Source organism: Pseudomonas sp. B33.4, from assembly GCF_034555375.1.
Classification (GTDB): domain Bacteria; phylum Pseudomonadota; class Gammaproteobacteria; order Pseudomonadales; family Pseudomonadaceae; genus Aquipseudomonas.
In genome coordinates this window covers 1,285,853-1,308,385 of record NZ_CP140706.1, presented here as the reverse complement: position 1 = coordinate 1,308,385, position 22,533 = coordinate 1,285,853, and the positions used below count along the sequence as shown (strand labels likewise).

The 22,533-nt window shown below is 59.1% G+C and carries 21 protein-coding genes; 1 reads left to right on the top strand and 20 read right to left on the bottom strand.

The annotated features are described in order from the left end of the window. Window positions 1–177 precede the first annotated feature (177 nt). The 6 genes from U6037_RS05660 to U6037_RS05635 form a co-directional block, all read right to left on the bottom strand. A complete protein-coding gene (locus tag U6037_RS05660) occupies window positions 178–813 on the bottom strand; it encodes a protein-L-isoaspartate(D-aspartate) O-methyltransferase (RefSeq protein ID WP_322847287.1) in 636 nt (211 codons plus the stop codon). Between the two features lie 41 nt (window positions 814–854). Next, window positions 855–1,604, bottom strand: a complete 750-nt coding sequence (gene surE / locus U6037_RS05655; RefSeq protein ID WP_007908831.1) for a 5'/3'-nucleotidase SurE — start codon at window positions 1,602–1,604, stop codon at window positions 855–857. After that, window positions 1,592–2,650: a tRNA pseudouridine(13) synthase TruD gene (truD, locus tag U6037_RS05650; RefSeq protein WP_322846076.1), complete on the bottom strand. Its 1,059-nt coding sequence runs from the start codon at window positions 2,648–2,650 to the stop codon at window positions 1,592–1,594. Before truD ends, surE begins: the two co-directional genes overlap by 13 nt. Beyond that, window positions 2,647–3,120 (bottom strand): 2-C-methyl-D-erythritol 2,4-cyclodiphosphate synthase, encoded by a 474-nt coding sequence (gene ispF, locus U6037_RS05645; protein ID WP_034149878.1) that lies wholly within the window; start codon window positions 3,118–3,120, stop codon window positions 2,647–2,649. Before ispF ends, truD begins: the two co-directional genes overlap by 4 nt. A 44-nt stretch (window positions 3,121–3,164) precedes the next feature. Continuing rightward, entirely contained in the window at window positions 3,165–4,016 is an 852-nt protein-coding gene (gene fghA / locus U6037_RS05640) for an S-formylglutathione hydrolase (protein ID WP_322847286.1), read from the bottom strand. Window positions 4,017–4,106: 90 nt separating this feature from the next. Then, a complete protein-coding gene (locus U6037_RS05635) occupies window positions 4,107–5,219 on the bottom strand; it encodes an S-(hydroxymethyl)glutathione dehydrogenase/class III alcohol dehydrogenase (RefSeq protein ID WP_007908835.1) in 1,113 nt (370 codons plus the stop codon). Window positions 5,220–5,336: 117 nt separating this feature from the next. Here U6037_RS05635 and U6037_RS05630 point away from each other — a divergent pair, with 117 nt between their 5' ends. After that, entirely contained in the window at window positions 5,337–6,233 is an 897-nt protein-coding gene (locus U6037_RS05630; protein ID WP_322846075.1) for a LysR substrate-binding domain-containing protein, read from the top strand. A gap of 143 nt (window positions 6,234–6,376) precedes the next feature. Here the strand turns inward: U6037_RS05630 and ispD are convergent, their stop codons facing one another. The 14 genes from ispD to U6037_RS05560 all read right to left on the bottom strand — a co-directional run bounded on the left by ispD (window position 6,377) and on the right by U6037_RS05560 (window position 22,532). After that, window positions 6,377–7,084 (bottom strand): 2-C-methyl-D-erythritol 4-phosphate cytidylyltransferase, encoded by a 708-nt coding sequence (ispD, locus tag U6037_RS05625; RefSeq protein ID WP_322846074.1) that lies wholly within the window; start codon window positions 7,082–7,084, stop codon window positions 6,377–6,379. Next, window positions 7,081–7,359, bottom strand: a complete 279-nt coding sequence (gene ftsB / locus U6037_RS05620) for a cell division protein FtsB (protein WP_007908838.1) — start codon at window positions 7,357–7,359, stop codon at window positions 7,081–7,083. Before ftsB ends, ispD begins: the two co-directional genes overlap by 4 nt. A 171-nt stretch (window positions 7,360–7,530) precedes the next feature. Then, entirely contained in the window at window positions 7,531–8,820 is a 1,290-nt protein-coding gene (gene eno / locus U6037_RS05615) for a phosphopyruvate hydratase (RefSeq protein WP_007908839.1), read from the bottom strand. 156 nt (window positions 8,821–8,976) lie between these two features. After that, window positions 8,977–9,822, bottom strand: a complete 846-nt coding sequence (kdsA, locus tag U6037_RS05610) for a 3-deoxy-8-phosphooctulonate synthase (protein ID WP_322846073.1) — start codon at window positions 9,820–9,822, stop codon at window positions 8,977–8,979. A gap of 5 nt (window positions 9,823–9,827) precedes the next feature. Further along, window positions 9,828–11,459 carry a CTP synthase gene (locus U6037_RS05605; protein ID WP_034156321.1) on the bottom strand — a complete coding sequence of 544 codons (1,632 nt, stop codon included), beginning with the start codon at window positions 11,457–11,459 and terminating at the stop codon, window positions 9,828–9,830. 274 nt (window positions 11,460–11,733) lie between these two features. Continuing rightward, entirely contained in the window at window positions 11,734–13,062 is a 1,329-nt protein-coding gene (gene tilS / locus U6037_RS05600; RefSeq protein ID WP_322846072.1) for a tRNA lysidine(34) synthetase TilS, read from the bottom strand. 131 nt (window positions 13,063–13,193) lie between these two features. Continuing rightward, window positions 13,194–14,141, bottom strand: a complete 948-nt coding sequence (locus tag U6037_RS05595) for an acetyl-CoA carboxylase carboxyltransferase subunit alpha (protein ID WP_158960639.1) — start codon at window positions 14,139–14,141, stop codon at window positions 13,194–13,196. A gap of 139 nt (window positions 14,142–14,280) precedes the next feature. Continuing rightward, window positions 14,281–17,802 (bottom strand): DNA polymerase III subunit alpha, encoded by a 3,522-nt coding sequence (gene dnaE / locus U6037_RS05590; RefSeq protein ID WP_322846071.1) that lies wholly within the window; start codon window positions 17,800–17,802, stop codon window positions 14,281–14,283. A gap of 76 nt (window positions 17,803–17,878) precedes the next feature. Beyond that, complete coding sequence (gene rnhB, locus U6037_RS05585) at window positions 17,879–18,505, bottom strand: ribonuclease HII (protein WP_007908845.1); 627 nt, start codon at window positions 18,503–18,505, stop codon at window positions 17,879–17,881. An 11-nt stretch (window positions 18,506–18,516) separates the two neighbouring features. Further along, complete coding sequence (gene lpxB, locus U6037_RS05580; RefSeq protein ID WP_322846070.1) at window positions 18,517–19,647, bottom strand: lipid-A-disaccharide synthase; 1,131 nt, start codon at window positions 19,645–19,647, stop codon at window positions 18,517–18,519. Between the two features lie 2 nt (window positions 19,648–19,649). Beyond that, a complete protein-coding gene (gene lpxA, locus U6037_RS05575; protein ID WP_064393182.1) occupies window positions 19,650–20,426 on the bottom strand; it encodes an acyl-ACP--UDP-N-acetylglucosamine O-acyltransferase in 777 nt (258 codons plus the stop codon). After that, window positions 20,423–20,863 (bottom strand): 3-hydroxyacyl-ACP dehydratase FabZ, encoded by a 441-nt coding sequence (gene fabZ, locus U6037_RS05570; RefSeq protein ID WP_016771469.1) that lies wholly within the window; start codon window positions 20,861–20,863, stop codon window positions 20,423–20,425. Before fabZ ends, lpxA begins: the two co-directional genes overlap by 4 nt. Before the next feature lie 106 nt (window positions 20,864–20,969). Further along, on the bottom strand, window positions 20,970–22,025 hold the full coding sequence (lpxD, locus tag U6037_RS05565; protein ID WP_322846069.1) for a UDP-3-O-(3-hydroxymyristoyl)glucosamine N-acyltransferase: 1,056 nt from the start codon (window positions 22,023–22,025) through the stop codon (window positions 20,970–20,972). 3 nt (window positions 22,026–22,028) lie between these two features. Next, on the bottom strand, window positions 22,029–22,532 hold the full coding sequence (locus tag U6037_RS05560) for an OmpH family outer membrane protein (protein ID WP_007908849.1): 504 nt from the start codon (window positions 22,530–22,532) through the stop codon (window positions 22,029–22,031). Between the last annotated feature and the right edge of the window lies 1 nt (window position 22,533).

The window sequence follows — 22,533 nt, the reverse complement described above, 5'->3', positions numbered from 1 at the left end:
ATGCCGGATTCCGGCATGAGATGTCGCAAGTATAACGGGCCGGATCGGCTTTACCTTTAATGAAGCAAAATCGCTTCGCGCACACGTTTGCAAGTTGGCAATCTGCTGCGTTTAAACCAACGTTGCCGGAGTAAGACACAGGCGAACGAAAGGAATTCAGCGCACGCAAACAAATGCTCAGGCCAGTGGCCCATTAAGCAACGGCACGAAGCGAACGGCGCCCAGAACATGCCGGGAAAAGCCGTTTTCCTCACGCACGATCAGCATTAGTTGCTGCACTTCTCCAGAGCCGACCGGAATCACCATGCGCCCACCCGGAGCCAGTTGATCGAGCAAGGCTTGCGGTACATCGGTGGCCACGGCCGTGACAATAATGCCGTTATAGGGTGCCAGCGCCGGCCAGCCTTCCCAGCCATCGCCCCAGCGGAACACCACGTTGCGCAGGTTCAGTTCAACCAGACGCTCCTTGGCCCGGTCTTGCAGCACCTTGATGCGCTCGACCGAGAACACGCGCTCGACCAGTTGCGACAAGACTGCAGTCTGGTAACCGGAACCGGTGCCGATCTCCAGCACTTTATCCAGCGGCCCCGCCTCCAGCAGCAGCTCGCTCATGCGCGCCACCATATAAGGCTGGGAAATGGTCTGGTTGTTGCCGATCGGCAGCGCCGTGTCTTCGTACGCGCGGTGTGCCAGCGCCTCATCGACGAACAGGTGGCGCGGCGTACGGCGGATGACCTCCAGCACCTTGGCGTTGCACACGCCCTCTTCATATAACCGCTGGATCAGCCGCTCGCGGGTACGCTGGGAAGTCATGCCGATACCGCTGCGCAATCGGTCTTCGTGTTCACGGGCCATCAGCGCAGTCCCTCCAGCCAGCCGTCGAGGCTTCTGAACGCATCGTTGAAGGTGCGATCGAGCTGCAACGGCGTGATGGACACATAGCCCTGCATCACCGCATGAAAGTCCGTGCCCGGGCCGCCATCTTCGGCATCACCGGCGGCGGCAATCCAGTAACCGGCCTTGCCACGCGGATCGACCACTTTCATCGGCGCCGCCGCCCGGGCGCGATGGCCGAGACGGGTCAGTTGAATGCCACGAATGTGATCGATGGGCAGATTGGGAATGTTCACGTTGAGCACCGTGCGCGGTGGCAGATCAAGCCCGGCATGGGCCTCGACCAGTTTGCGCGCAAAGTACGCCGCCGTCGGCAGATTATCCACCTGACGCGAGACCAGCGAAAAGGCAAACGACGGACGTTCGAGGAAGCGCCCTTCGAGCGCTGCCGCGACGGTGCCGGAATACAACACGTCATCACCCAGGTTGGCGCCGAGATTGATCCCGGAGACCACCATGTCCGCCTCGCGTTCCAGCAAGCCATTAAGGCCCAGGTGCACGCAGTCGGTCGGTGTGCCGTTGAGGCTGATAAAGCCGTTGGCCAGGTATTGCGGGTGCAACGGACGGTCGAGCGTCAGCGAACTGCTGGCGCCGCTCTTGTCCTGCTCCGGGGCGATAACTACGCATTCGGTGTAATCCGCCAGCGCAGCATAAAGCGCGGCGAGACCGGGTGCGGTTACCCCATCGTCGTTAGAAATCAGAATACGCATGGGCTGTCCGTCTGCCCCACCGGCACCAGATCAACGAGCTCGCGCACCAATACGGTGGCGAAGCATCCGGCCGGGAGGACGAATTCCAGTTGCAGAATGTCAGGCTGGGGATAATGCCACGTCAACCCGCCAATGGGCAGCCGCAGGATGCGACGTTCGTGGCTCATGCCGGCGTTGATCAACCAATCGCGCAGATCCGCTTCACCCGCGGCAATCCCCTGCTCCAGATCATGGACAGCCCCTGCGGTCGGCGAGTCACCTTCGCCCCACTGTGGACCGGTCGGATGCAAGTCAAGAATCGCCAGACGCGGGTCGCTGCACTCGGCCTCACCGGCCGGGAAAAAACTGCGGCTGTCGGTAAAGGCCAGCAGATCACCGACTTGGGCTTTTTGCCACGTGCCGTCGGCTACCCGTGCGGCGAGCACTTTGTTGAACAGAAAACTGCGTGCGGTCGAAAGCAAACGCGAACGCACATTGCGCTGCTCCGGCAAGGCCTTGCGTGCCGCCCACGAACGGGCATCAAAGACGTTGCCGCCGTCATGGCCGAAACGCTGAGCGCCGAAATAGTTGGGGATGCCTTGCCGGGTGATCAACTGCAAGCGCTGTTCAATCGCGTCTTTGTCGCCAGCGAACTGAGTCAGGCGCAAGGTAAAACCGTTGGCCGAATGCGCGCCACGTTGCAGCTTGCGCTTGTGGCGAGTGGTCTTGAGGATCCTCAGCGTGTCGTTTTCCGCCGTCGACAGATCAGGATCGGCCTTGCCCGGCAGTTGCACGCTGAACCACTGACGGGTCAGCGCCTGACGATCCTTGAGCCCGGCGTAGCTGACCGTACGCAACGGCACGCCGGCAGCCTTGGCAATACGCCGTGCGGCTTCCTCAGTGTTGAGACCGCGCTTTTCGACCCAGATCCAGAGATGCTCGCCATCGCCGCTGAACGGGATATCGAGGACTTCATCGACCTGGAAATCTTCAGCGATGGCTTTCAGTACTGCGCTGCCGAGGGGTTCGCCATAGGCCCGTGGGCCGAGCAGTTGCAGTTCATTCATGCGCGCAGCAACAAGGCAACGGAGTGCACGGCGATGCCTTCTTCGCGACCGACAAAGCCAAGCTTTTCGGTGGTGGTAGCTTTCACGTTCACTTGATCCAACTCAACTTGTAGATCCGCCGCGATCAGCGCGCGCATCGATTCGATATGCGGGGCCATTTTTGGCGCCTGGGCAACGATGGTGTTATCGACGTTGCCGACTTTCCAGCCTTTGGCGTGGATCAGCGCGACCACGTGACGCAGCAGCGCGCGGCTGTCGGCGCCTTTGAATTGCGGGTCGGTGTCCGGGAAGTGTTTGCCGATATCACCCAGCGCCGCCGCGCCGAGCAAGGCATCGCTCAAGGCGTGCAGCAGGACGTCACCGTCGGAATGAGCGAGCAGCCCGAAGCTGTGTGCAATGCGCACGCCGCCCAGAGTAATGAAATCGCCTTCAGCGAAACGGTGCACATCATAGCCGTGGCCAATACGCATAAAAAAAACGCCCCGATTTTTGTCAGGGCGTGATTCTACCTGCATTAACCGCGCAGGGCGCGTGCGTGATGCTGCAAGTGGTCGTCTATGAAGCTTGAGATGAAAAAATAACTGTGGTCGTAGCCCGGTTGCAGGCGCAGTTCCAGCGGGTGGCCTGCTTGTTTTGCCGCTTGTTGCAAGGCTTCAGGTTTGAGTTGAGTGGCAAGGAAGTCGTCGCGATCACCTTGATCGACCAGCAGCGGCAGTTTTTCGTGCGCGTCGGCAATCAGTGCGCAGGCATCCCATTCCCTCCACTTCGAACGGTCTTCGCCCAGGAAACGGGAAAATGCCTTCTGCCCCCATGGGCAATCCACAGGATTGTTGATTGGCGAGAACGCCGACACCGATTGATAGCGACCTGGGTTTCGCAGTGCGCAGACCAACGCACCGTGACCGCCCATCGAGTGGCCGCTGACGCTGCGTTTATCCGATGCAGGGAAATGCGCCTCCACCAGTGATGGCAATTCCTGCACGACATAGTCATGCATCCGATAGTGACGCGACCACGGTTCCTGTGTGGCATTCAGATAGAACCCGGCGCCGAGCCCGAAATCCCACGCGCCATCCGGATCACCCGGTACATCCGGCCCGCGCGGGCTGGTGTCCGGAGCGACGATGATCAGCCCGAGTTCGGCCGCCATACGCATCGCGCCGGCCTTCTGCATGAAATTTTCATCGGTGCAGGTCAGGCCCGACAGCCAGTACAGTACCGGCAACTTGCCGCCCTGCTCCGCCTGCGGCGGCAGGTACACGGCGAACACCATGTCACAGCCGAGCACATCGGAGCGATGACGATAGCGTTTGTGCCAGCCGCCGAAACTCTTCTGACAGGAGATGTTTTCCAGACTCATGGGGATTCTCCCAGCTGCAAGTGGCAAGCTTCGAGCTTCAAGAAAAGGCAAAAGCGCCTTTGCTTGCAGCTTGAAGCTTGTAACTTGGGGCTGCTTTTAGAAATGAATGACGGTACGGATGCTCTTGCCTTCGTGCATCAGGTCGAAGGCCTTGTTGATGTCTTCCAGACCCATGGTGTGAGTGATGAAAGTATCCAGCGGGATCTCGCCGCTCTGCGCCATATCGACGTAGCTTGGCAATTCGGTACGACCACGAACACCACCGAATGCCGAACCACGCCAGACACGACCGGTCACCAACTGGAATGGACGGGTGGCGATTTCCTGACCGGCACCGGCCACACCGATGATCACGGATTCGCCCCAGCCTTTATGGCAGCACTCGAGCGCGGCGCGCATCAGTTGCACGTTGCCGATACATTCGAAGGAGAAATCGACGCCGCCATCGGTCATGTCGACGATCACTTCCTGAATCGGACGATCGAAATCCTTCGGGTTCACACAGTCCGTTGCACCGAGTTGCTTGGCGATTTCGAACTTGGCCGGGTTGATGTCGATGGCGATGATGCGTGCTGCCTTGGCTTTCACGGCACCGATCACCGCAGACAGACCAATGCCACCCAGACCGAAGATCGCCACGGTGTCACCCGGTTTGACCTTGGCGGTGTTAAGCACTGCACCGATGCCGGTGGTGACGCCACAGCCCAACAGGCAAACTTTTTCCAGTGGCGCGTCCTTGGAGATTTTGGCCACAGAGATTTCCGGCAACACGGTGTATTCCGAGAACGTGGAAGTACCCATGTAGTGGAAAATCGTTTCGCCCTTGTAGGAGAAACGCGAAGTGCCGTCCGGCATCAAGCCTTTGCCTTGAGTCGCGCGAATCGCCTGACACAGGTTGGTCTTGCCCGATTTGCAGAATTTGCACTGGCCGCATTCCGGGGTGTACAGCGGAATGACGTGATCACCGACGGCAACCGAGGTCACGCCTTCGCCGATCGCTTCAACGATGGCGCCACCTTCGTGACCGAGGATCGACGGGAAGATGCCTTCCGGGTCAGCACCGGACAGGGTGTAGGCGTCCGTGTGGCAAACGCCGGAAGCGACGACACGCAGCAGCACTTCACCGGCCTTGGGCATGGCGACATCGACTTCTACGATTTCCAGCGGCTTCTTGGCCTCGAAGGCAACGGCGGCGCGCGACTTGATCATGCTGAGTCTCCAGTGAATCCATTGAATAAAAAAACCAGACAAGGAGTGTAATACATGGCCTTACGATGAATAATCAGGACAAAAGCAAAACATTATTGCCACACAGGGATAATCCCGATGTCCGAAAATCGCTGGGAAGGCATCGACGAGTTCGTCGCCGTTGCCGAATGCAGCCAGTTCACCGCCGCAGCCGAGCGCCTTGGGGTTTCTTCCTCCCATGTCAGTCGCCAAATCGTACGGTTGGAAGAGCGGCTTCAGACGCGTCTGCTTTATCGCAGTACCCGTCGCGTGACACTGACCGAGGCGGGGCAAACCTTTCTGCAACATTGCCAGCGCTTGCAGGACGGTCGCGAAGAAGCGCTGCGAGCGGTCGGCGATCTGACCAGCGAACCGAAAGGCATGCTGCGCATGACGTGTGCCGTGGCTTACGGCGAACGTTTTATCGTTCCGCTGGTGACGCGTTTCATGGGGCTTTATCCGCAGCTGCGCATCGATATCGAATTGAGCAACCGCCAGCTCGATCTGGTGCATGAAGGTCTGGATCTGGCGATTCGTTTGGGTCGCTTACAGGATTCGCGGCTGGTCGCGACGCGACTGGCGCCGAGGCGGATGTTTCTCTGCGCTTCACCGTCCTACATTGAACGGTACGGTCGCCCACACAGCTTGTCGGAACTGAGCCGGCACAATTGCCTGATCGGCAGCTCGGATATTTGGCAGCTTGAGCAAAATGGCCGAGAGTTTTCTCAGCGGGTGCAGGGGAACTGGCGCTGCAACAGTGGGCAGGCGGTGCTGGACGCGGCACTTCAGGGGGTTGGGTTGTGTCAGTTGCCGGATTACTACGTGTTGGAACATCTGCACAGCGGGGCGCTGATTTCGCTGCTGGAGGCGCATCAGCCGCCGAATACGGCGGTGTGGGCGCTGTATCCGCAACAGCGACATTTGTCGCCAAAGGTGCGCAAGTTGGTGGATTTTTTAAAGGTGGGATTGGCTGAACGACCGGAGTATCGAAGCTGAGTGACGGGTTGCCTGAACTATCGCTTTCGCGAGCAGGCTCGCTCCCACAGGGGATTTTCAGTGGACATCCCATCCGTATTCACCGCAGATCAAAGGTGGGAGCGAGCCTGCTCGCGAAGGCAATCTGAAATGCGCCACAGCAATCAGCGGCGATTCGCCCAACGCTGGCGCAACCACTCCAGATCTTCTGGCCGGGTCACCTTGAGGTTATCCGCCCGCCCTTCAATCAGGCGCGGCTTAAGCCCTGCCCACTCCATCGCCGAAGCCTCATCGGTAATCACCGCATCTGCCACCAGACTGTCCGCCAAAGCCCGATGCAACGCACCAAGGCGAAACATCTGCGGCGTATACGCCTGCCAGATAATGCTGCGATCAACGGTCTCAACCACACGACCGTGTTTATCGACCCGCTTCAAGGTGTCGCGCGCCGGCACCGCGAGCAAACCGCCGACCGGATCATCCGCCAGTTCATCGAGTAGCTTGTCGAGATCGTCGCGGCTCAGATTCGGCCGTGCTGCATCGTGGACCAGCACCCAATCCTCATCATCGGCACCCTGCGCATGCAGGTGCAGCAAGGCATTGAGCACCGAACCAGAACGCTCGGCACCGCCTTCAACTCGCTGAATGCGCGGATCGCTGGCGCAGGCCAGGTTTGGCCAGTAGGGATCATCAACTGCAAGACTGACCACCAGCCCCTTGAGGCTCGGGTGATCGAGGAAACAGCCAAGGCTGTGTTCAAGAATTGTGCGCCCGCCCAGTTGCAGATACTGCTTGGGACGGTCCGCGGCCATTCGGGCACCGACGCCCGCGGCAGGAATCACGGCCCAGAAGGCCGGAAGGGAATTGATCATTGGGCCAACTGGTAAAGGGTTTCGCCGTCCTTGACCATGCCCAGCTCGTGGCGAGCCCGCTCTTCAACGGTCTCCATACCCTTTTTCAACTCGCTGACTTCAGCGTCCATCACTCGGTTGCGCTCCAGCAAACCTTCGTTCTCGGCATGTTGATCAGCAATCTGCTGATTCAGCTCGGCGACTTGCGCCAGACTGCCATTGCCCACCCACAGGCGGTACTGCAGACCGGCCAGCAGCAAGAGCAAAACGAGAAACAACCAGTAAGGACTGCGCATCGAATATCAGGTATCCAGTGAAAAAAGACAGCCACGCCAAAACTTTGAAGCATCTGATAGCACGAAGCCTGGAAGATCCAGGCTTGTGCATTCAAGGCATCAGATTAGTGGCAAATCCATCGCTGTCACGACTTTTTCGACACAATCCGGTGTCCTTCCATCGATTTGTACTTAGCCGCGGAACTCGCTGCGACCGTTGTACTTGGCCTTGCCATTCAACTGCTCTTCGATACGCAGCAGTTGGTTGTACTTGGAAACGCGGTCGGAACGGCACAGCGAACCGGTCTTGATCTGGCCAGCCGAAGTACCCACCGCCAGGTCGGCAATGGTCGAATCTTCGGTTTCGCCGGAACGGTGCGAGATCACGGCGGTATAACCGGCAGCCTTGGCCATCTGGATGGCTTCCAGGGTTTCGGTCAGGGTGCCGATCTGGTTGAACTTGATCAGGATCGAGTTGGCGATGTTTTTATCGATGCCCTCTTTCAGGATCTTGGTGTTGGTCACGAACAGGTCGTCGCCCACCAGTTGAACCTTCTCGCCGATCTTGTCGGTAAGGATTTTCCAGCCAGCCCAGTCGGACTCGTCCAGACCGTCTTCGATCGAAATGATCGGATAACGTTCGGTCAGGCCTTTCAGGTAATCAGCGAAACCTTCAGCGGTGAACACCTGACCTTCGCCGGACAGGTTGTACTTGCCGTCTTCGTAGAACTCGCTGGCCGCGCAGTCCAGAGCCAGGGTCACGTCGGTGCCCAGCTTGTAACCGGCGTTGGCGACAGCTTCGGAGATCACTTTCAGCGCGTCTTCGTTGGACGCCAGGTTCGGTGCGAAACCGCCTTCGTCGCCAACGGCAGTGCTCAGGCCACGGGCCTTCAGCACAGCTTTCAAGTGATGGAAAATCTCGGTGCCCATGCGCAGACCTTCCGAGAAAGACTTGGCGCCAACCGGCTGCACCATGAATTCCTGGATGTCGACGTTGTTATCGGCGTGCTCGCCACCGTTGATGATGTTCATCATCGGTACCGGCATCGAGTAGACACCCGGAGTGCCGTTGAGGTTGGCGATGTGTGCGTACAGCGGCAGATCCTGATCCTGTGCAGCAGCCTTGGCCGCAGCCAGGGACACGGCGAGGATGGCGTTGGCGCCCAGGGTTGCCTTGTTTTCGGTACCGTCGAGCTTGATCATCGCGTGATCCAGGGCTTTCTGGTCGCTTGGGTCGGTGCCCAGCAGCAGATCGCGGATCGGACCGTTGATGTTGGCTACCGCTTTGAGCACGCCCTTGCCCAGATAACGGCTCTTGTCGCCATCACGCAGCTCGAGCGCTTCACGCGAGCCAGTGGATGCACCGGACGGCGCGCAAGCGCTGCCGATGATGCCGTTGTCGAGAAGCACGTCCGCTTCCACGGTGGGATTGCCACGGGAGTCGAGAACTTCACGACCTTTGATGTCGACGATTTTTGCCATTGTTGTAAACACTCCAAAGTTGACGAAAACGACGCAGCTAGAGGAAATCTTTTTACCGTCGGCAAGGGGGTGCAGCGGGCAGACTTGCAGACGATAACGCTCATGCCCGAGGGCATGAGCGACAAATCGAGCGGTACTTTACCGGAGAATTGAGTGTTACGCGGTTTCTACCGTCGGAAAACTCTTCACCAGTTCGTCCAAAGCTTTGAGCTGGGCCAGAAATGGCTCCAGTTTGTCCAGACGCAAGGCGCAAGGGCCGTCGCATTTGGCGTTGTCCGGATCCGGGTGCGCTTCGAGGAACAGACCTGCCAACGACTGGCTCATGCCCGCCTTGGCCAGATCCAGAACCTGGGCACGGCGACCGCCAGCGGAGTCGGCACGACCACCCGGCATTTGCAGCGCGTGGGTCACGTCGAAGAATACCGGGTACTCGAACTGCTTCATGATGCCGAAGCCGAGCATGTCGACCACGAGGTTGTTGTAGCCGAAGCTCGAACCACGCTCGCAGAGGATCAGTTGATCGTTACCCGCTTCGACGCACTTGTTCAGGATGTGTTTCATTTCCTGAGGCGCGAGGAACTGGGCTTTCTTGATGTTGATCACTGCATTGGTCTTGGCCATCGCGACGACCAGATCGGTCTGGCGCGACAGGAAGGCCGGCAGTTGAATGATGTCGCAGACTTCAGCGACGACCACGGCCTGATCAGGCTCGTGGACGTCGGTGATGATCGGTACGCCGAAGGCTTGTTTGATGTCCTGGAAGATGCGCATGCCCTCTTCCAGGCCAGGACCACGATAGGAGGTCACAGAAGAACGGTTGGCCTTGTCGAAACTGGCCTTGAACACATAAGGGATACCGAGTTTCTCGGTGACCTTCACGTACTCCTCGCAAACCTGCATGGCCATGTCACGGCTTTCCAGCACGTTCATGCCGCCGAACAGCACCATGGGTTTGTCGTTGGCAATCTCGATGTCGCCGACGCGGATGATCTTCTGTGCCATCGGGGTTACGCCTTCTTCTGGTGTTGAGCCAACGCTGCTTTGACAAAACCGCTGAACAGCGGATGGCCATCGCGTGGCGTCGAGGTGAACTCAGGGTGGAACTGGCAAGCGACGAACCATGGATGATCCGGTGCTTCAACCACTTCAACCAATGCCGCGTCAGCAGAGCGACCGGAAATCTTCAGGCCGGCTTCGATGATTTGTGGCAGCAGATTGTTGTTCACTTCATAACGGTGACGGTGACGCTCGACGATCACGTCCTTGCCGTAGCAGTCGTGCACCTTGGAGCCGGCTTCAAGCAGGCATTCCTGTGCGCCGAGACGCATGGTGCCGCCCAGGTCGGACGATTCGGTACGCACTTCAACGGCACCGGTCGCGTCTTCCCACTCGGTGATCAGACCGACAACCGGATGGCCGCTGGCGCGGTCGAACTCGGTGGAGTTGGCGTCTTTCCAGCCCATGACGTTACGAGCGAACTCGATGACCGCCACTTGCATACCGAGGCAGATACCCAGGTACGGAACCTTGTTTTCACGAGCGTACTGAACGGCAGTGATCTTGCCTTCCACGCCGCGCAGACCGAAGCCGCCCGGTACGAGGATTGCGTCGACACCTTCGAGCAGCGCAGTGCCCTGGTTCTCGATGTCTTCGGAATCGATGTAGCGCAGGTTGACCTTGGTACGGTTGCTGATGCCGGCATGACTCATCGCTTCGATCAGCGATTTGTAGGCGTCCAGCAGTTCCATGTATTTGCCGACCATGGCGATGGTCACTTCGTGTTCCGGGTTCAGCTTGGCGTCAACCACTGCTTCCCACTCGGACAGATCAGCGCTGCCGCATTGCAGGCCGAAACGCTCAACGACGAAATCGTCCAGACCCTGCGAGTGCAGGATGCCCGGAATCTTGTAGATGGTGTCGGCATCTTCCAGGCCGATCACCGCACGCTCTTCAACGTTGGTGAACTGGGCGATCTTGCGACGCGACGAAATGTCGATCGGGTGATCGGAACGGCACACCAGCACGTCTGGCTGCAGGCCGATCGAACGCAGCTCTTTTACCGAGTGCTGAGTTGGCTTGGTTTTGGTTTCGCCGGCAGTGGCGATGTACGGCACCAGTGTCAGGTGCATCAGCATCGCGCGCTTGGCGCCGATTTCGAAACGCAATTGACGGATGGCCTCGAGAAACGGTTGCGACTCGATGTCACCGACGGTGCCACCGATCTCGACCATTGCCACGTCAGCGTCACCGGCACCCTTGATGATGCGGCGCTTGATTTCGTCGGTGATGTGCGGGATCACCTGGATGGTTGCACCCAGGTAGTCACCACGGCGCTCTTTGCGCAGCACGTGCTCGTAGACACGGCCAGTGGTGAAGTTGTTATTCTGGGTCATGGTCGTGCGGATGAACCGCTCGTAGTGGCCCAGGTCCAGGTCGGTCTCGGCGCCGTCGTGGGTGACGAACACTTCACCGTGCTGGAACGGGCTCATGGTGCCCGGGTCGACGTTGATGTACGGGTCCAGCTTCAGCATGGTGACCTTAAGTCCCCGCGCCTCCAGGATGGCCGCCAATGAAGCCGATGCAATGCCTTTCCCCAATGAAGAAACAACACCGCCCGTGACGAATATGTAGCGCGTCATGAAAAACCCTAGAAGTCTGCGTTAAAGCGGTACGAGCCGCCGGGGAAAGCGAAGGAAGGCCGAAGCCCCCGATCACCTGCATTAATCACAGTGCACCTTTCAAAAAAACCGCCGCGTTGGGACAGACCGGAAGTGAAAATACCGGTACGTTGCTCGCTACACATTTTTTGGAATCGCCCAGCAAAGACTGCTTGGTAATCGGCAACTCCTGCAATTCAGGCGAATCCACAGAAGTTGTATCAAGAAGGGAGCGTAGTCTACCGGAATGCTCCTTTCAGCTCAAACCTTGATCTTCGTCTGTTGGCAGCCAATGCAATTTCCAGCCGTCCTGCACATGACCATCAAGTCCCGGCAGGTTCGCCACCGCGAGCAATTCATCGCCGCGAAACAGCAGCGGCAATCTGCCACGCACGAACCCCGGCACCGCCCGCTCATTGAGCAGGCGCTTGAGATCACGGTGACCGCGATCCGCCAAGTGCATGACTTCTCCGCCCTGACGATAGGCTATGCGCAACGGCCCGACGGGAGTCTGCCCGCTGAACATGACACAGCCGTTATCGGCCAAGCGTAGCGCCGACGCCGGCGCTTGCCAGTCGGCGCCGATCACCGGCGTGCGCAACCAGTGGCCGCTGAGCCACCACAGCCGTCCGGCGCTGCGATGCAACTCGCCATTGGCCAAACGCCAGATTGGCGAAGCATCGGGCGCTGCATCGCACATATTCGTCCAACCCGACCAATGGTCGCTATCGGGCAGTTGCGTGAAGGGTTCGAGCCAATGGCTGATCACGTTTCGTTGGCGGGCGATCGACAGCGCAGCCAACGGCGCCAGTTCCAATGATGGCAATCCCAGCCATTCGAACTCATGAGCGGTGGCGGCGTGAGCCAGATCGATCTGCGCTAACTCATCGAGCAGCTCCTGCGCTTCACGCAGATGCGCGGCGCTGCGGGCCATGCTTGCCTGCGCTTGCGGCCAACGCCCGGTCAGCAGCGGCATGATCTGACGCCGCAGGTAGTTGCGCGAGAACTGCTCATCCTGATTCGATGGGTCTTCAATCCAGACCAATTGATGAGCCTGCGCATACGCTTCCAGTTCGGCCCGAGAGACTTCCAGCAACGGACGAACCAGCGTGCCCTGCCCCACTGGCCGCTGCGCCGGCATTGCGGACAATCCGCGCACGCCGGCGCCGCGCAATAAGCGGAACAACAGCGTTTCCGCCTGATCATCGCGATGCTGACCGGTCAGCAACAGGTCATTGGCTTGCGTCAGCGAACTGAACACCGCGTAACGCGCATCCCGCGCCGCCCGCTCCAGACTCGCGCCAGGTTGCACCTTCACCCGCTCGATCAGCAGGGGCACACCCAAAGCATCGCAAACAGACTGGCAATGTTGCGGCCACGCATCAGCCACAGCCTGAAGGCCGTGATGGATATGGACAGCGCTTAGCGGAGGGAGGGATTCGGATTTCGCCAGAGTGGCAAGCAGATGCAGCAGGACAGTGGAGTCGAGGCCACCGGAGAAGGCGATACGCCAATGAGCGGCATTGCGCCAAGGCTCAAGTTTCAGCAACAGCTGCGAAGGCAAATCAATCATGGACTGACCCATATCTCACTCTTTGCCCCAAAACAAATGTAGGAGTGAGCCTGCTCGCGATAGCGGTGTGACAGCCAACACATTGGTTGAATGTTACACCTCATCGCGAGCAGGCTCACTCCTACAGGGGTATTGCGCTCGACTTAGAGACCGTAGCTCATCAGTCGATCATAACGGCGCTTCAACAGCGCTTCGTTATCGAACTTCTTCAGCATCGCCAGTTGCGAGCTCAGCTCGGCACGGATCGACGCAGCGGCAGCCGCCGGATCACGGTGTGCGCCGCCCAAAGGCTCGCCAATCACCTTGTCGACAATACCCAGGCCTTTCAGGCGCTCGGCGGTGATACCCATCGCTTCAGCGGCATCCGGGGCCTTTTCTGCGGTTTTCCACAGAATCGAAGCGCAACCTTCCGGCGAGATCACCGCGTAGGTCGAGTACTGCAGCATGTTCAACTGATCGCAGACACCGATCGCCAATGCACCGCCGGAACCACCTTCACCGATAACGGTGGCGATGATCGGGGTCTTCAGGCGCGACATCACACGCAGGTTCCAGGCGATCGCTTCGCTCTGGTTGCGCTCTTCAGCGTCGATCCCAGGGTAAGCGCCCGGGGTGTCGATGAAGGTCAGGATCGGCATTTTGAAACGTTCGGCCATTTCCATCAGACGGCAAGCCTTGCGGTAGCCTTCCGGACGCGGCATGCCGAAGTTGCGGCGAACTTTCTCGCGCACTTCGCGGCCTTTCTGGTGACCGATGATCATCACCGGCTGGTCTTCCAGTCGGGCGATACCGCCAACGATTGCCGCGTCGTCAGAGAAGTGACGGTCGCCGTGCAGTTCGTCGAACTCGGTGAAGATGTGCTGAATGTAGTCGAGGGTGTACGGGCGTTTCGGGTGACGCGCCAGGCGTGCGATCTGCCAGCTGGTCAGCTTGCCGAAGATGTCTTCGGTCAGCGTTTTGCTCTTGTCCTGCAGGCGGGAGATCTCATCGCCGATATTCAGCGAATTGTCATTACCGACCAAGCGCAACTCTTCGATCTTGGCTTGCAGGTCGGCGATCGGCTGTTCGAAATCTAGAAAATTCGGGTTCATAGGCGTCCGTCTTGGGTCGTGTCCCAAATAAGCTTGGGCCGGCCGGTTGTCTATTCGCGCCCTACCTTAAGGGAGAGGCGCGCTGAGGTCGAGATTAAAAATTCAGGTTGCGGGCGAGCGCCATGATGGCACTCACCGGTCAACGGTATTGGAGGAAGACGTTGTCTCGCCCGAACTGGTCACGCAGAGCCTGAATCAAGGCATCCGCCGGGTCGATCCGCCAGGTCTCGCCAAACTGCAGCAAGGTCTTCGCATCGGGGCTGGTGTACTCCATGGTCACCGGACACGCGCCGCGATGACGCTTGAGCAACTCGCCCAACCAGCGTAGCTGATCGCCTTTCAAGTCCTGAGTCTGAAGCTTCAGACGCAGGCTTTCGGCCAGGTTGGTCCGAGCGTCTTCCATGCTCATCACGCGCTTGACCCGCAGCTTCAGGCCACCGGAGAAGTCGTCATTGCTGACCTCGCCTTCGACGACCACCATCGCGTCAGTCTGCAACAACGACTGCGCCGCATGGAATGACTCGGAAAACAGCGAGGCCTCGATGCGTCCAGAGCGGTCATCCAGGGTGATGAACCCCATCTTGTCGCCCTTCTTGTTCTTCATGACCCGCAGCGCAATGATCATGCCCGCGACGGTCTGGGTATCCCGCGCCGGTTTCAGATCAATGATGCGCTGGCGGGCGAAACGACGGATTTCACCTTCGTATTCATCAATCGGGTGACCGGTCAGGTACAGGCCCAGGGTGTCTTTCTCCCCTTTGAGCCGCTCCTTGAGCGTCAACTCCTTGGCCTTGCGGTGGTTGGCGTAAACGTCAGCGTCCTCTTCGACGAACAGTCCACCGAACAGGTCCGAGTGCCCGCTGTCCTGAGTGCGTGCAGTTTGTTCGGCGGCCTTGATCGCCTCCTCCATGGCCGTCAGCAGCACCGCGCGGTTGCGATCGATGTTGGCCTGGTAGGCTTTTTGCTCATCGTGGAAGTACGGACCAAGGCGATCCAGAGCGCCGCTGCGGATCAAGCCGTCGAGCGTGCGTTTGTTGATGCGCTTGAGGTCGACCCGGGCGCAGAAATCGAACAGGTCCTTGAATGGCCCCGCCAGACGCGCCTCAGTGATCGCCTCAACCGGCCCCTCGCCTACGCCTTTGATCGCGCCCAGGCCATAGATGATTCGGCCCTCATCGTTCACCGTGAACTTGAACTCCGACGTATTCACGTCCGGCGCGTCGAGGCGCAGCTTCATCGTGCGCACTTCCTCGATCAAGGTCACGACCTTGTCGGTGTTGTGCATATCCGCCGAGAGTACCGCAGCCATGAACGGCGCCGGGTAGTGAGCCTTCAGCCACGCGGTCTGGTACGACACCAGACCGTAGGCGGCGGAGTGGGATTTGTTGAAGCCGTAACCGGCGAATTTTTCTACCAGGTCAAAGATGTTACCGGCAAGGTCGGCGTCGATATTGTTGGTCGCGCAACCCTCAATGAAACCGCCGCGCTGCTTGGCCATTTCCTCGGGTTTTTTCTTACCCATCGCACGACGCAGCATGTCCGCACCACCGAGGGTGTAACCGGCCATGACCTGGGCAATCTGCATCACCTGTTCCTGATACAGGATGATGCCGTAAGTCGGCGCCAGAACAGGCTTGAGGCCTTCGTACTGGTAGTCCGAGTGCGGGTACGCCAGTTCGGCGCGACCGTGCTTACGGTTGATGAAGTCATCCACCATGCCGGACTGCAGCGGTCCCGGACGGAACAGGGCCACCAGTGCGATCAAGTCTTCGAGGCAGTCGGGCTTGAGCTTTTTGATCAGCTCTTTCATGCCGCGCGATTCAAGCTGGAACACCGCAGTGGTTTCAGCTTTCTGCAACAACGAGTACGTCGGCTTGTCGTCCAGCGGGATAAACGCAATATCCAGCGGCGGCTCGTTGACCTTGGCGCGGTCGCGGTTAATGGTTTTCAGCGCCCAGTCGATGATCGTCAGGGTTCGCAGACCGAGGAAGTCGAACTTCACCAGACCGGCGGCTTCAACGTCGTCCTTGTCGAACTGGGTTACCAGACCGTCGCCGGCCTCGTCGCAATAGATCGGCGAGAAGTCGGTCAGTTTGGTCGGCGCGATCACCACACCACCGGCGTGTTTACCGACGTTACGCACAACGCCCTCGAGCTTGCGCGCCATCTCCCAGATTTCCGCAGCCTCTTCATCGACCTTGATGAAGTCACGCAGGATTTCTTCCTGCTCGTAGGCTTTTTCCAGGGTCATGCCGACTTCGAACGGAATCATCTTCGACAGACGATCCGCCAGGCCATAGGACTTGCCCTGTACCCGCGCCACGTCACGCACCACCGCTTTTGCGGCCATGGAACCGAAGGTGATGATCTGACTCACCGCGTTGCGGCCGTATTTCTCGGCCACGTAGTCGATTACGCGGTCACGACCGTCCATGCAGAAGTCGACGTCGAAGTCGGGCATCGAAACCCGTTCCGGGTTAAGGAAACGTTCGAACAGCAGGTCGTATTCCAGCGGGTCGAGGTCGGTGATCTTCTGCACGTAGGCCACCAGCGACCCGGCACCCGATCCACGGCCAGGACCTACCGGCACACCGTTGTTCTTGGCCCACTGGATAAAGTCCATAACGATCAGGAAGTAACCGGGGAACCCCATCTGGATGATTATATCCAGCTCGAAATTCAAGCGGTCGACGTAGACCTGACGTTTGGCTTCGTAATCCTCGGTGGTGTCTTTGGGCAGCAGAACGGACAAGCGTTCTTCGAGACCGTCGAAGGACACCTTGCGGAAGTATTCATCGATGGTCATGCCATCGGGAATCGGGAAGTTGGGCAGGAAGTGAGTGCCCAGTTTCACTTCGATGTTGCAGCGCTTGGCGATCTCGACGGTGTTTTCAATCGCGTCGGGAATATCGCTGAACAGCTCGATCATTTCCTCGGCGCTTTTCAGGTATTGCTGATCGCTGTAATTCTTCGAACGGCGCGGATCGTCGAGGGCGCGGCCCTCACCGATGCAGACGCGGGTTTCGTGGGCGGCGAAGTCTTCCTGCTTGATGAAGCGCACATCGTTGGTCGCCACCAGCGGCGCGCCGAGCTTGTCAGCGAGCGCGACAGCACCGTGCAGTTGCTCTTCATCGTTGGGGCGATTGGTGCGCTGGATTTCCAGATAGAAGCGATCCGGGAACACCGCCATCCATTCGCGGGCCAAAGCCTCGGCCTCAGCCGGGTTGCCGCCGATCATCGCCATGCCGATTTCGCCTTCTTTGGCGGCGGACAGCATGATCAGCCCTTCGTTGGCCTCAGCAACCCACTCGCGCTCGACGATGATCATGCCGTTGCGCTGGCCTTCGATGAAGCCGCGCGAGATCAACTCGGTGAGGTTGCGATAGCCCTTGGCGTTCATCACCAGCAGGCTGAGTCGACTCAGCGGTGCGTCCGGGTCCTTGTTTGACAGCCACAGGTCGGCGCCGCAGATTGGCTTGATGCCAGCGCCCATGGTGTTTTTATAGAATTTGACCAGGGAACACATGTTGTTCTGGTCGGTGACCGCGACCGCCGGCATGTTCATGCCGGTCAGCGCCTTGACCAGTGGCTTGATCCGCACCAGCCCGTCGACCAGGGAGTATTCAGTGTGCAGGCGTAGATGAACGAATGAAGCCGGCATAGTGATCCTGTCCAGTTACATAGAGACAACAAGGCCCGGATTGTACCGGGCCTCGAACAAAACATCAGCCTTGCGACTAAACCTGTGTCAAGCCTTCCAGCGCTTCATAAGCCTGACGCACCGGGGCAAACGAGCGCCGGTGAATCGGCGTCGGGCCGAGACGCACCAATGCTTCCAGATGAACGGGCGTCGGGTAGCCTTTATGGCCGCCGATGCCGTACCCCGGGTAGATCAATTCGAACGCAGCCATTTCACGGTCGCGACTGACTTTGGCCAGAATCGACGCTGCAGCAATCGCCGGCACCTTGCCGTCGCCCTGCACCACCGCTTCGGCGCGCATCGGCAGTTGCGGGCAGCGGTTGCCGTCGATCATCGCCAGTTTCGGCTGAATGTGCAGGCCGGCCACTGCGCGCTGCATGGCCAGCATGGTTGCGTGGAGGATGTTCAACTCGTCGATTTCTTCGACTTCGGCGCGAGCGATGCACCAGCTCAGGGATTTCTCGATGATCTCGTCGTAGAGCTTTTCACGCTTGGCTTCGGTGAGTTTCTTCGAGTCGTTGAGGCCGAGGATGGGCCGGTTCGGATCGAGGATTACCGCTGCCGTCACCACGGCCCCACACAACGGGCCGCGACCGACTTCATCGACACCGGCGACCAGTTCTTCGACTTCGGCGACCAGGGTGAAATCCAGGCCCATCTGCAGGCTTGTCTTGCTCATCGTGTCTGACCGATCAGGTTAAGGACGGCGTCCGCCGCTTGATTGGAGGCATCCAGCCGCAGCGTGCGGTGGATTTCGTCGAAACCGCGGGTCTGCTCTTCGCCACCTTCGATCAGCGGCGACAGGGTCTGCGCCAATGCTTCGACCGTCGCATCATCCTGCAACAATTCCGGGACCAGCAGACGCTGGGCCAGCAGATTCGGCAAGGACACGTACGGGCTCTTGACCATACGTTTAAGAATCCAGAACGTCAGCGGTGCCAAACGGTACGCGACGACCATCGGCCGCTTGTACAACAGCGCTTCCAATGTGGCCGTGCCAGAGGCGATCAACACCGCATTGCACGCCGCCAAGGCCAGATGCGATCTGCCATCGAGCAGGGTCACCGGCAGATCCCGGCCTGCGAGCAGCTCTTCAAGCTGCGCGCGGCGTTCGGCATTGGCGCACGGGATGACAAAGCGCAAACCCGGGCGCATCGCACGCAGACGTTCGGCAGTATCGAGGAACAGCGCGCCGAGGCGGGACACTTCGCCACCACGGCTGCCGGGCATCAACGCCACCAGCGGACCGTCGGGCAGGCCGAGTTCGGCACGCGCCGCAGCGCGATCAGCTTCCAGCGGAATGGTATCGGCCAGCGTGTGACCGACAAACCGTACCGGTACGCCTTTTTCTTCGTAGAACTTTGCTTCGAACGGCAGCAGCGTCAACATCAGGTCGCAACCTTCGCGGATCTTCAGCACACGCTTCTGCCGCCACGCCCAAACCGACGGGCTGACGTAATGCACGGTCTTGATCCCGGCCTGACGCAACTTGAGTTCGATATTGAGGTTGAAGTCCGGGGCGTCGATACCGATGAACACGTCCGGCTTCTCGGCGATCAGCGTGGCGATCAGGTCCTTGCGGCGCTTGAGCAACTCGCGCAGGCGCCCGAGCACTTCCACCAGCCCCATGACCGACAAACGTTCCATCGGAAAATAGGAGGTCAGGCCTTCGGCCTGCATCAACGGGCCGCCGACGCCGATGAATTCGACCGCCGGATGCTGTGCCTTGAGGGCGCGCATGAGACCGGCGCCGAGAATGTCACCGGAAGCTTCACCTGCCACCAGCGCAATACGCAGATTGGCCATGATCAGCGAGTGATGCCGCGAGTCGACGACTGGATGGAGTCACGGAATATCGCGACTTCCGGGAACTGCGCAGCAGGTTCGACCAGTTCGGCCAGTGCCTGCTCGACCGTGAGGCCTTGGCGATAGACGGTTTTGTAAGCGCGACGCAGGGTGTGGATCGCGTCTTCGCTGAAACCACGACGGCGCATGCCTTCGAAGTTCATGCTGCGCGCTTCGGCGGGGTTGCCGAATACGGTGACGAACGCCGGAACGTCCTTGCCGATGGCAGTGCCCATACCGGAAAAGCTGTGAGCGCCGATGTGGCAATACTGGTGAACCAGGGTAAACCCGGAGAGGATTGCCCAGTCATCCACATGCACATGGCCGGCCAATGCCGTGTTGTTGACCAGAATGCAGTGATTGCCGATGACACTGTCATGGCCGATGTGTGCGTAGGCCATGATCAGGTTGTGGTCGCCCAGCGTGGTTTCCGAACGGTCCTGCACGGTGCCACGGTGAATGGTCACACCTTCGCGGATGACGTTGTGGTCACCGATCACCAGGCGGGTTTCTTCACCCTTGTACTTCAGATCGGGCGTGTCTTCGCCTACCGAGGAAAACTGGTAGATGCGATTGTGCTTGCCGATGCGGGTCGGGCCTTTGAGGATCACATGCGGCCCGATCACGGTACCCTCGCCGATTTCCACACCTGCGCCGATGATCGACCACGGGCCGACCTCGACGCCGTCAGCCAGAACGGCCGACGGATCGATGATTGCGCGAGGGTCAATCAAACTCATACTTTTTGTTCCGCACAGATGATCTCTGCCGAGCAGACCGGTTTGCCATCCACCGAAGCCTGGCATTCGAATTTCCAGATCTTGCGCTTGCAGCTGATGAAGGTCGCTTCAAGGATCAGCTGGTCACCCGGCTTGACTGGCTGGCGGAAACGCAGCTTGTCGGAACCGACGAAGTAGTAAAGCGTGCCGTCGGCTGGCTTCACGTCAAGCATTTTGAAACCGAGGATCCCGGCAGCCTGAGCCATCGCTTCGATGATCAGCACGCCCGGCATGATTGGATGCGCAGGGAAGTGACCATTGAAGAACGGTTCATTGATGCTGACATTCTTGTAGGCGCGAATGCGCTTGCCTTCAGTGTCCAGTTCCACCACCCGGTCCACCAGCAGGAACGGGTAACGGTGAGGCAGGTATTCGCGAATCTCGTTGATGTCCATCATTTCGGGGGGAAGCCTATGTAAAGATTGGGAGCGCGACTGACGCGCACTCCTCTAGCAAATCAAGGAGGCAGTCTAGCGGCTGTGCACACTTGATATGGAAATGGTATCAGCCATCTGATGAAGCATTGCTGTCAGGGGTCACTTCCCCTACGCGCTTTTCCAGCTGTTTCAAACGCCGCGCGATGTCATCGAGCTGACGAATGCGGGCCGCGCTTTTACGCCACTCGGCCGCCGGTTGCATGGCTGTGCCGGAAGAATAGGCACCCGGCTCGGTAATCGAGTGAGTCACCATGGTCATCCCGGTCAGGAAAACGTTGTCGCAAATATCAATGTGGCCGACCAGCCCGACACCGCCGGCGAGCATGCAGTGCTTGCCGATTTTGGTGCTGCCGGAGATCCCGACGCACGCCGCCATGGCGGTGTGATCACCGACCTGAACGTTGTGGGCAATCTGGATCTGGTTGTCGAGCTTCACGCCATTACCGATTACGGTATCGGCCAGAGCGCCGCGGTCGATGGCGGTATTCACGCCAATCTCGACATCGTCGCCGATGGTCACGCCACCGATCTGGGCGATCTTCTGCCAGATTCCTTTTTCGTTGGCGAAGCCGAAGCCTTCACCACCTAGCACGGCACCGGACTGAATCACTACGCGCTGGCCGATACGTACATCGTGATACAGCGTCACGCGTGGAGCGAGCCAGCCGCCCTCACCGATTTCGCTGCGTGCACCGATGACGCAATGCGCGCCCAGTGTCACTTGCGCACCGATCCGCGCACCAGCCTCGATCACCACGAAAGGGCCGACACTGGCGGTTGGATCAACCACTGCGTCTGCCGCAATGACCGCCGAAGGATGGATACCCGAAGTGGCTTTTGGCTTGGGATCGAACAAGTGTGAGATGCGTGCGTAAGCCAGATAAGGATCAGGCACCACCAACGCATTACCGGCAAAACCTTCGGCATCGGCCTCTTTGAGCAGCAGTGCTGCTGCCTGCGAGCCTGCCAGGTATTTGCGATATTGAGGGTTTGCCAGAAAGCTCAACTGAGCTGGGCCAGCCTCTTGCAAAGTGGCTAGCCCAGTAATTTGCGTCTCAGGGTCGCCAAGCAGGGTGGCGCCGAGGAACTCGGCCAACTGGCCGAGCTTGATAGTCACGGTCATGGGTTACTTCAGCTGATTCATGCGCTCGATAACCTGGCGCGTGATGTCGTACTGAGGTTTGACATCGATCACTGCGCCACGCTCGAACACCAGGTCAAAACCACCTTTCTTGATGACTTCTTCCACTGCGCTATCCAGTTTCGGCTTCAGTTGCTTGAGCATTTCGCGGTCGGCAACAGCTTTGGCTTCGTTCAGCTCCTTGGACTGGAACTGGAAGTCACGGGCCTTTTGCTTGAATTCCAGCTCCAGACGCTCACGTTCACCTTGCTGCATTTTGTCGCCGCCGGCCATCAGACGGTCCTGAATGCCCTTGGCGCTGCTTTCCAGGGTTTTCAGTTTGGTCAGTTGCGGACCGAACTTCTTCTCGGCATCCACGGCGTATTTCTTGGCCGCGTCGGATTCCAGCAGGGCCATCTGATAATTCAGAACGGCAATTTTCATGTCGGCAAATGCCGGGCCTGCCACCATCAAGGAGGCCAGGAGAACCAATTGAGTCAACTTACGCACG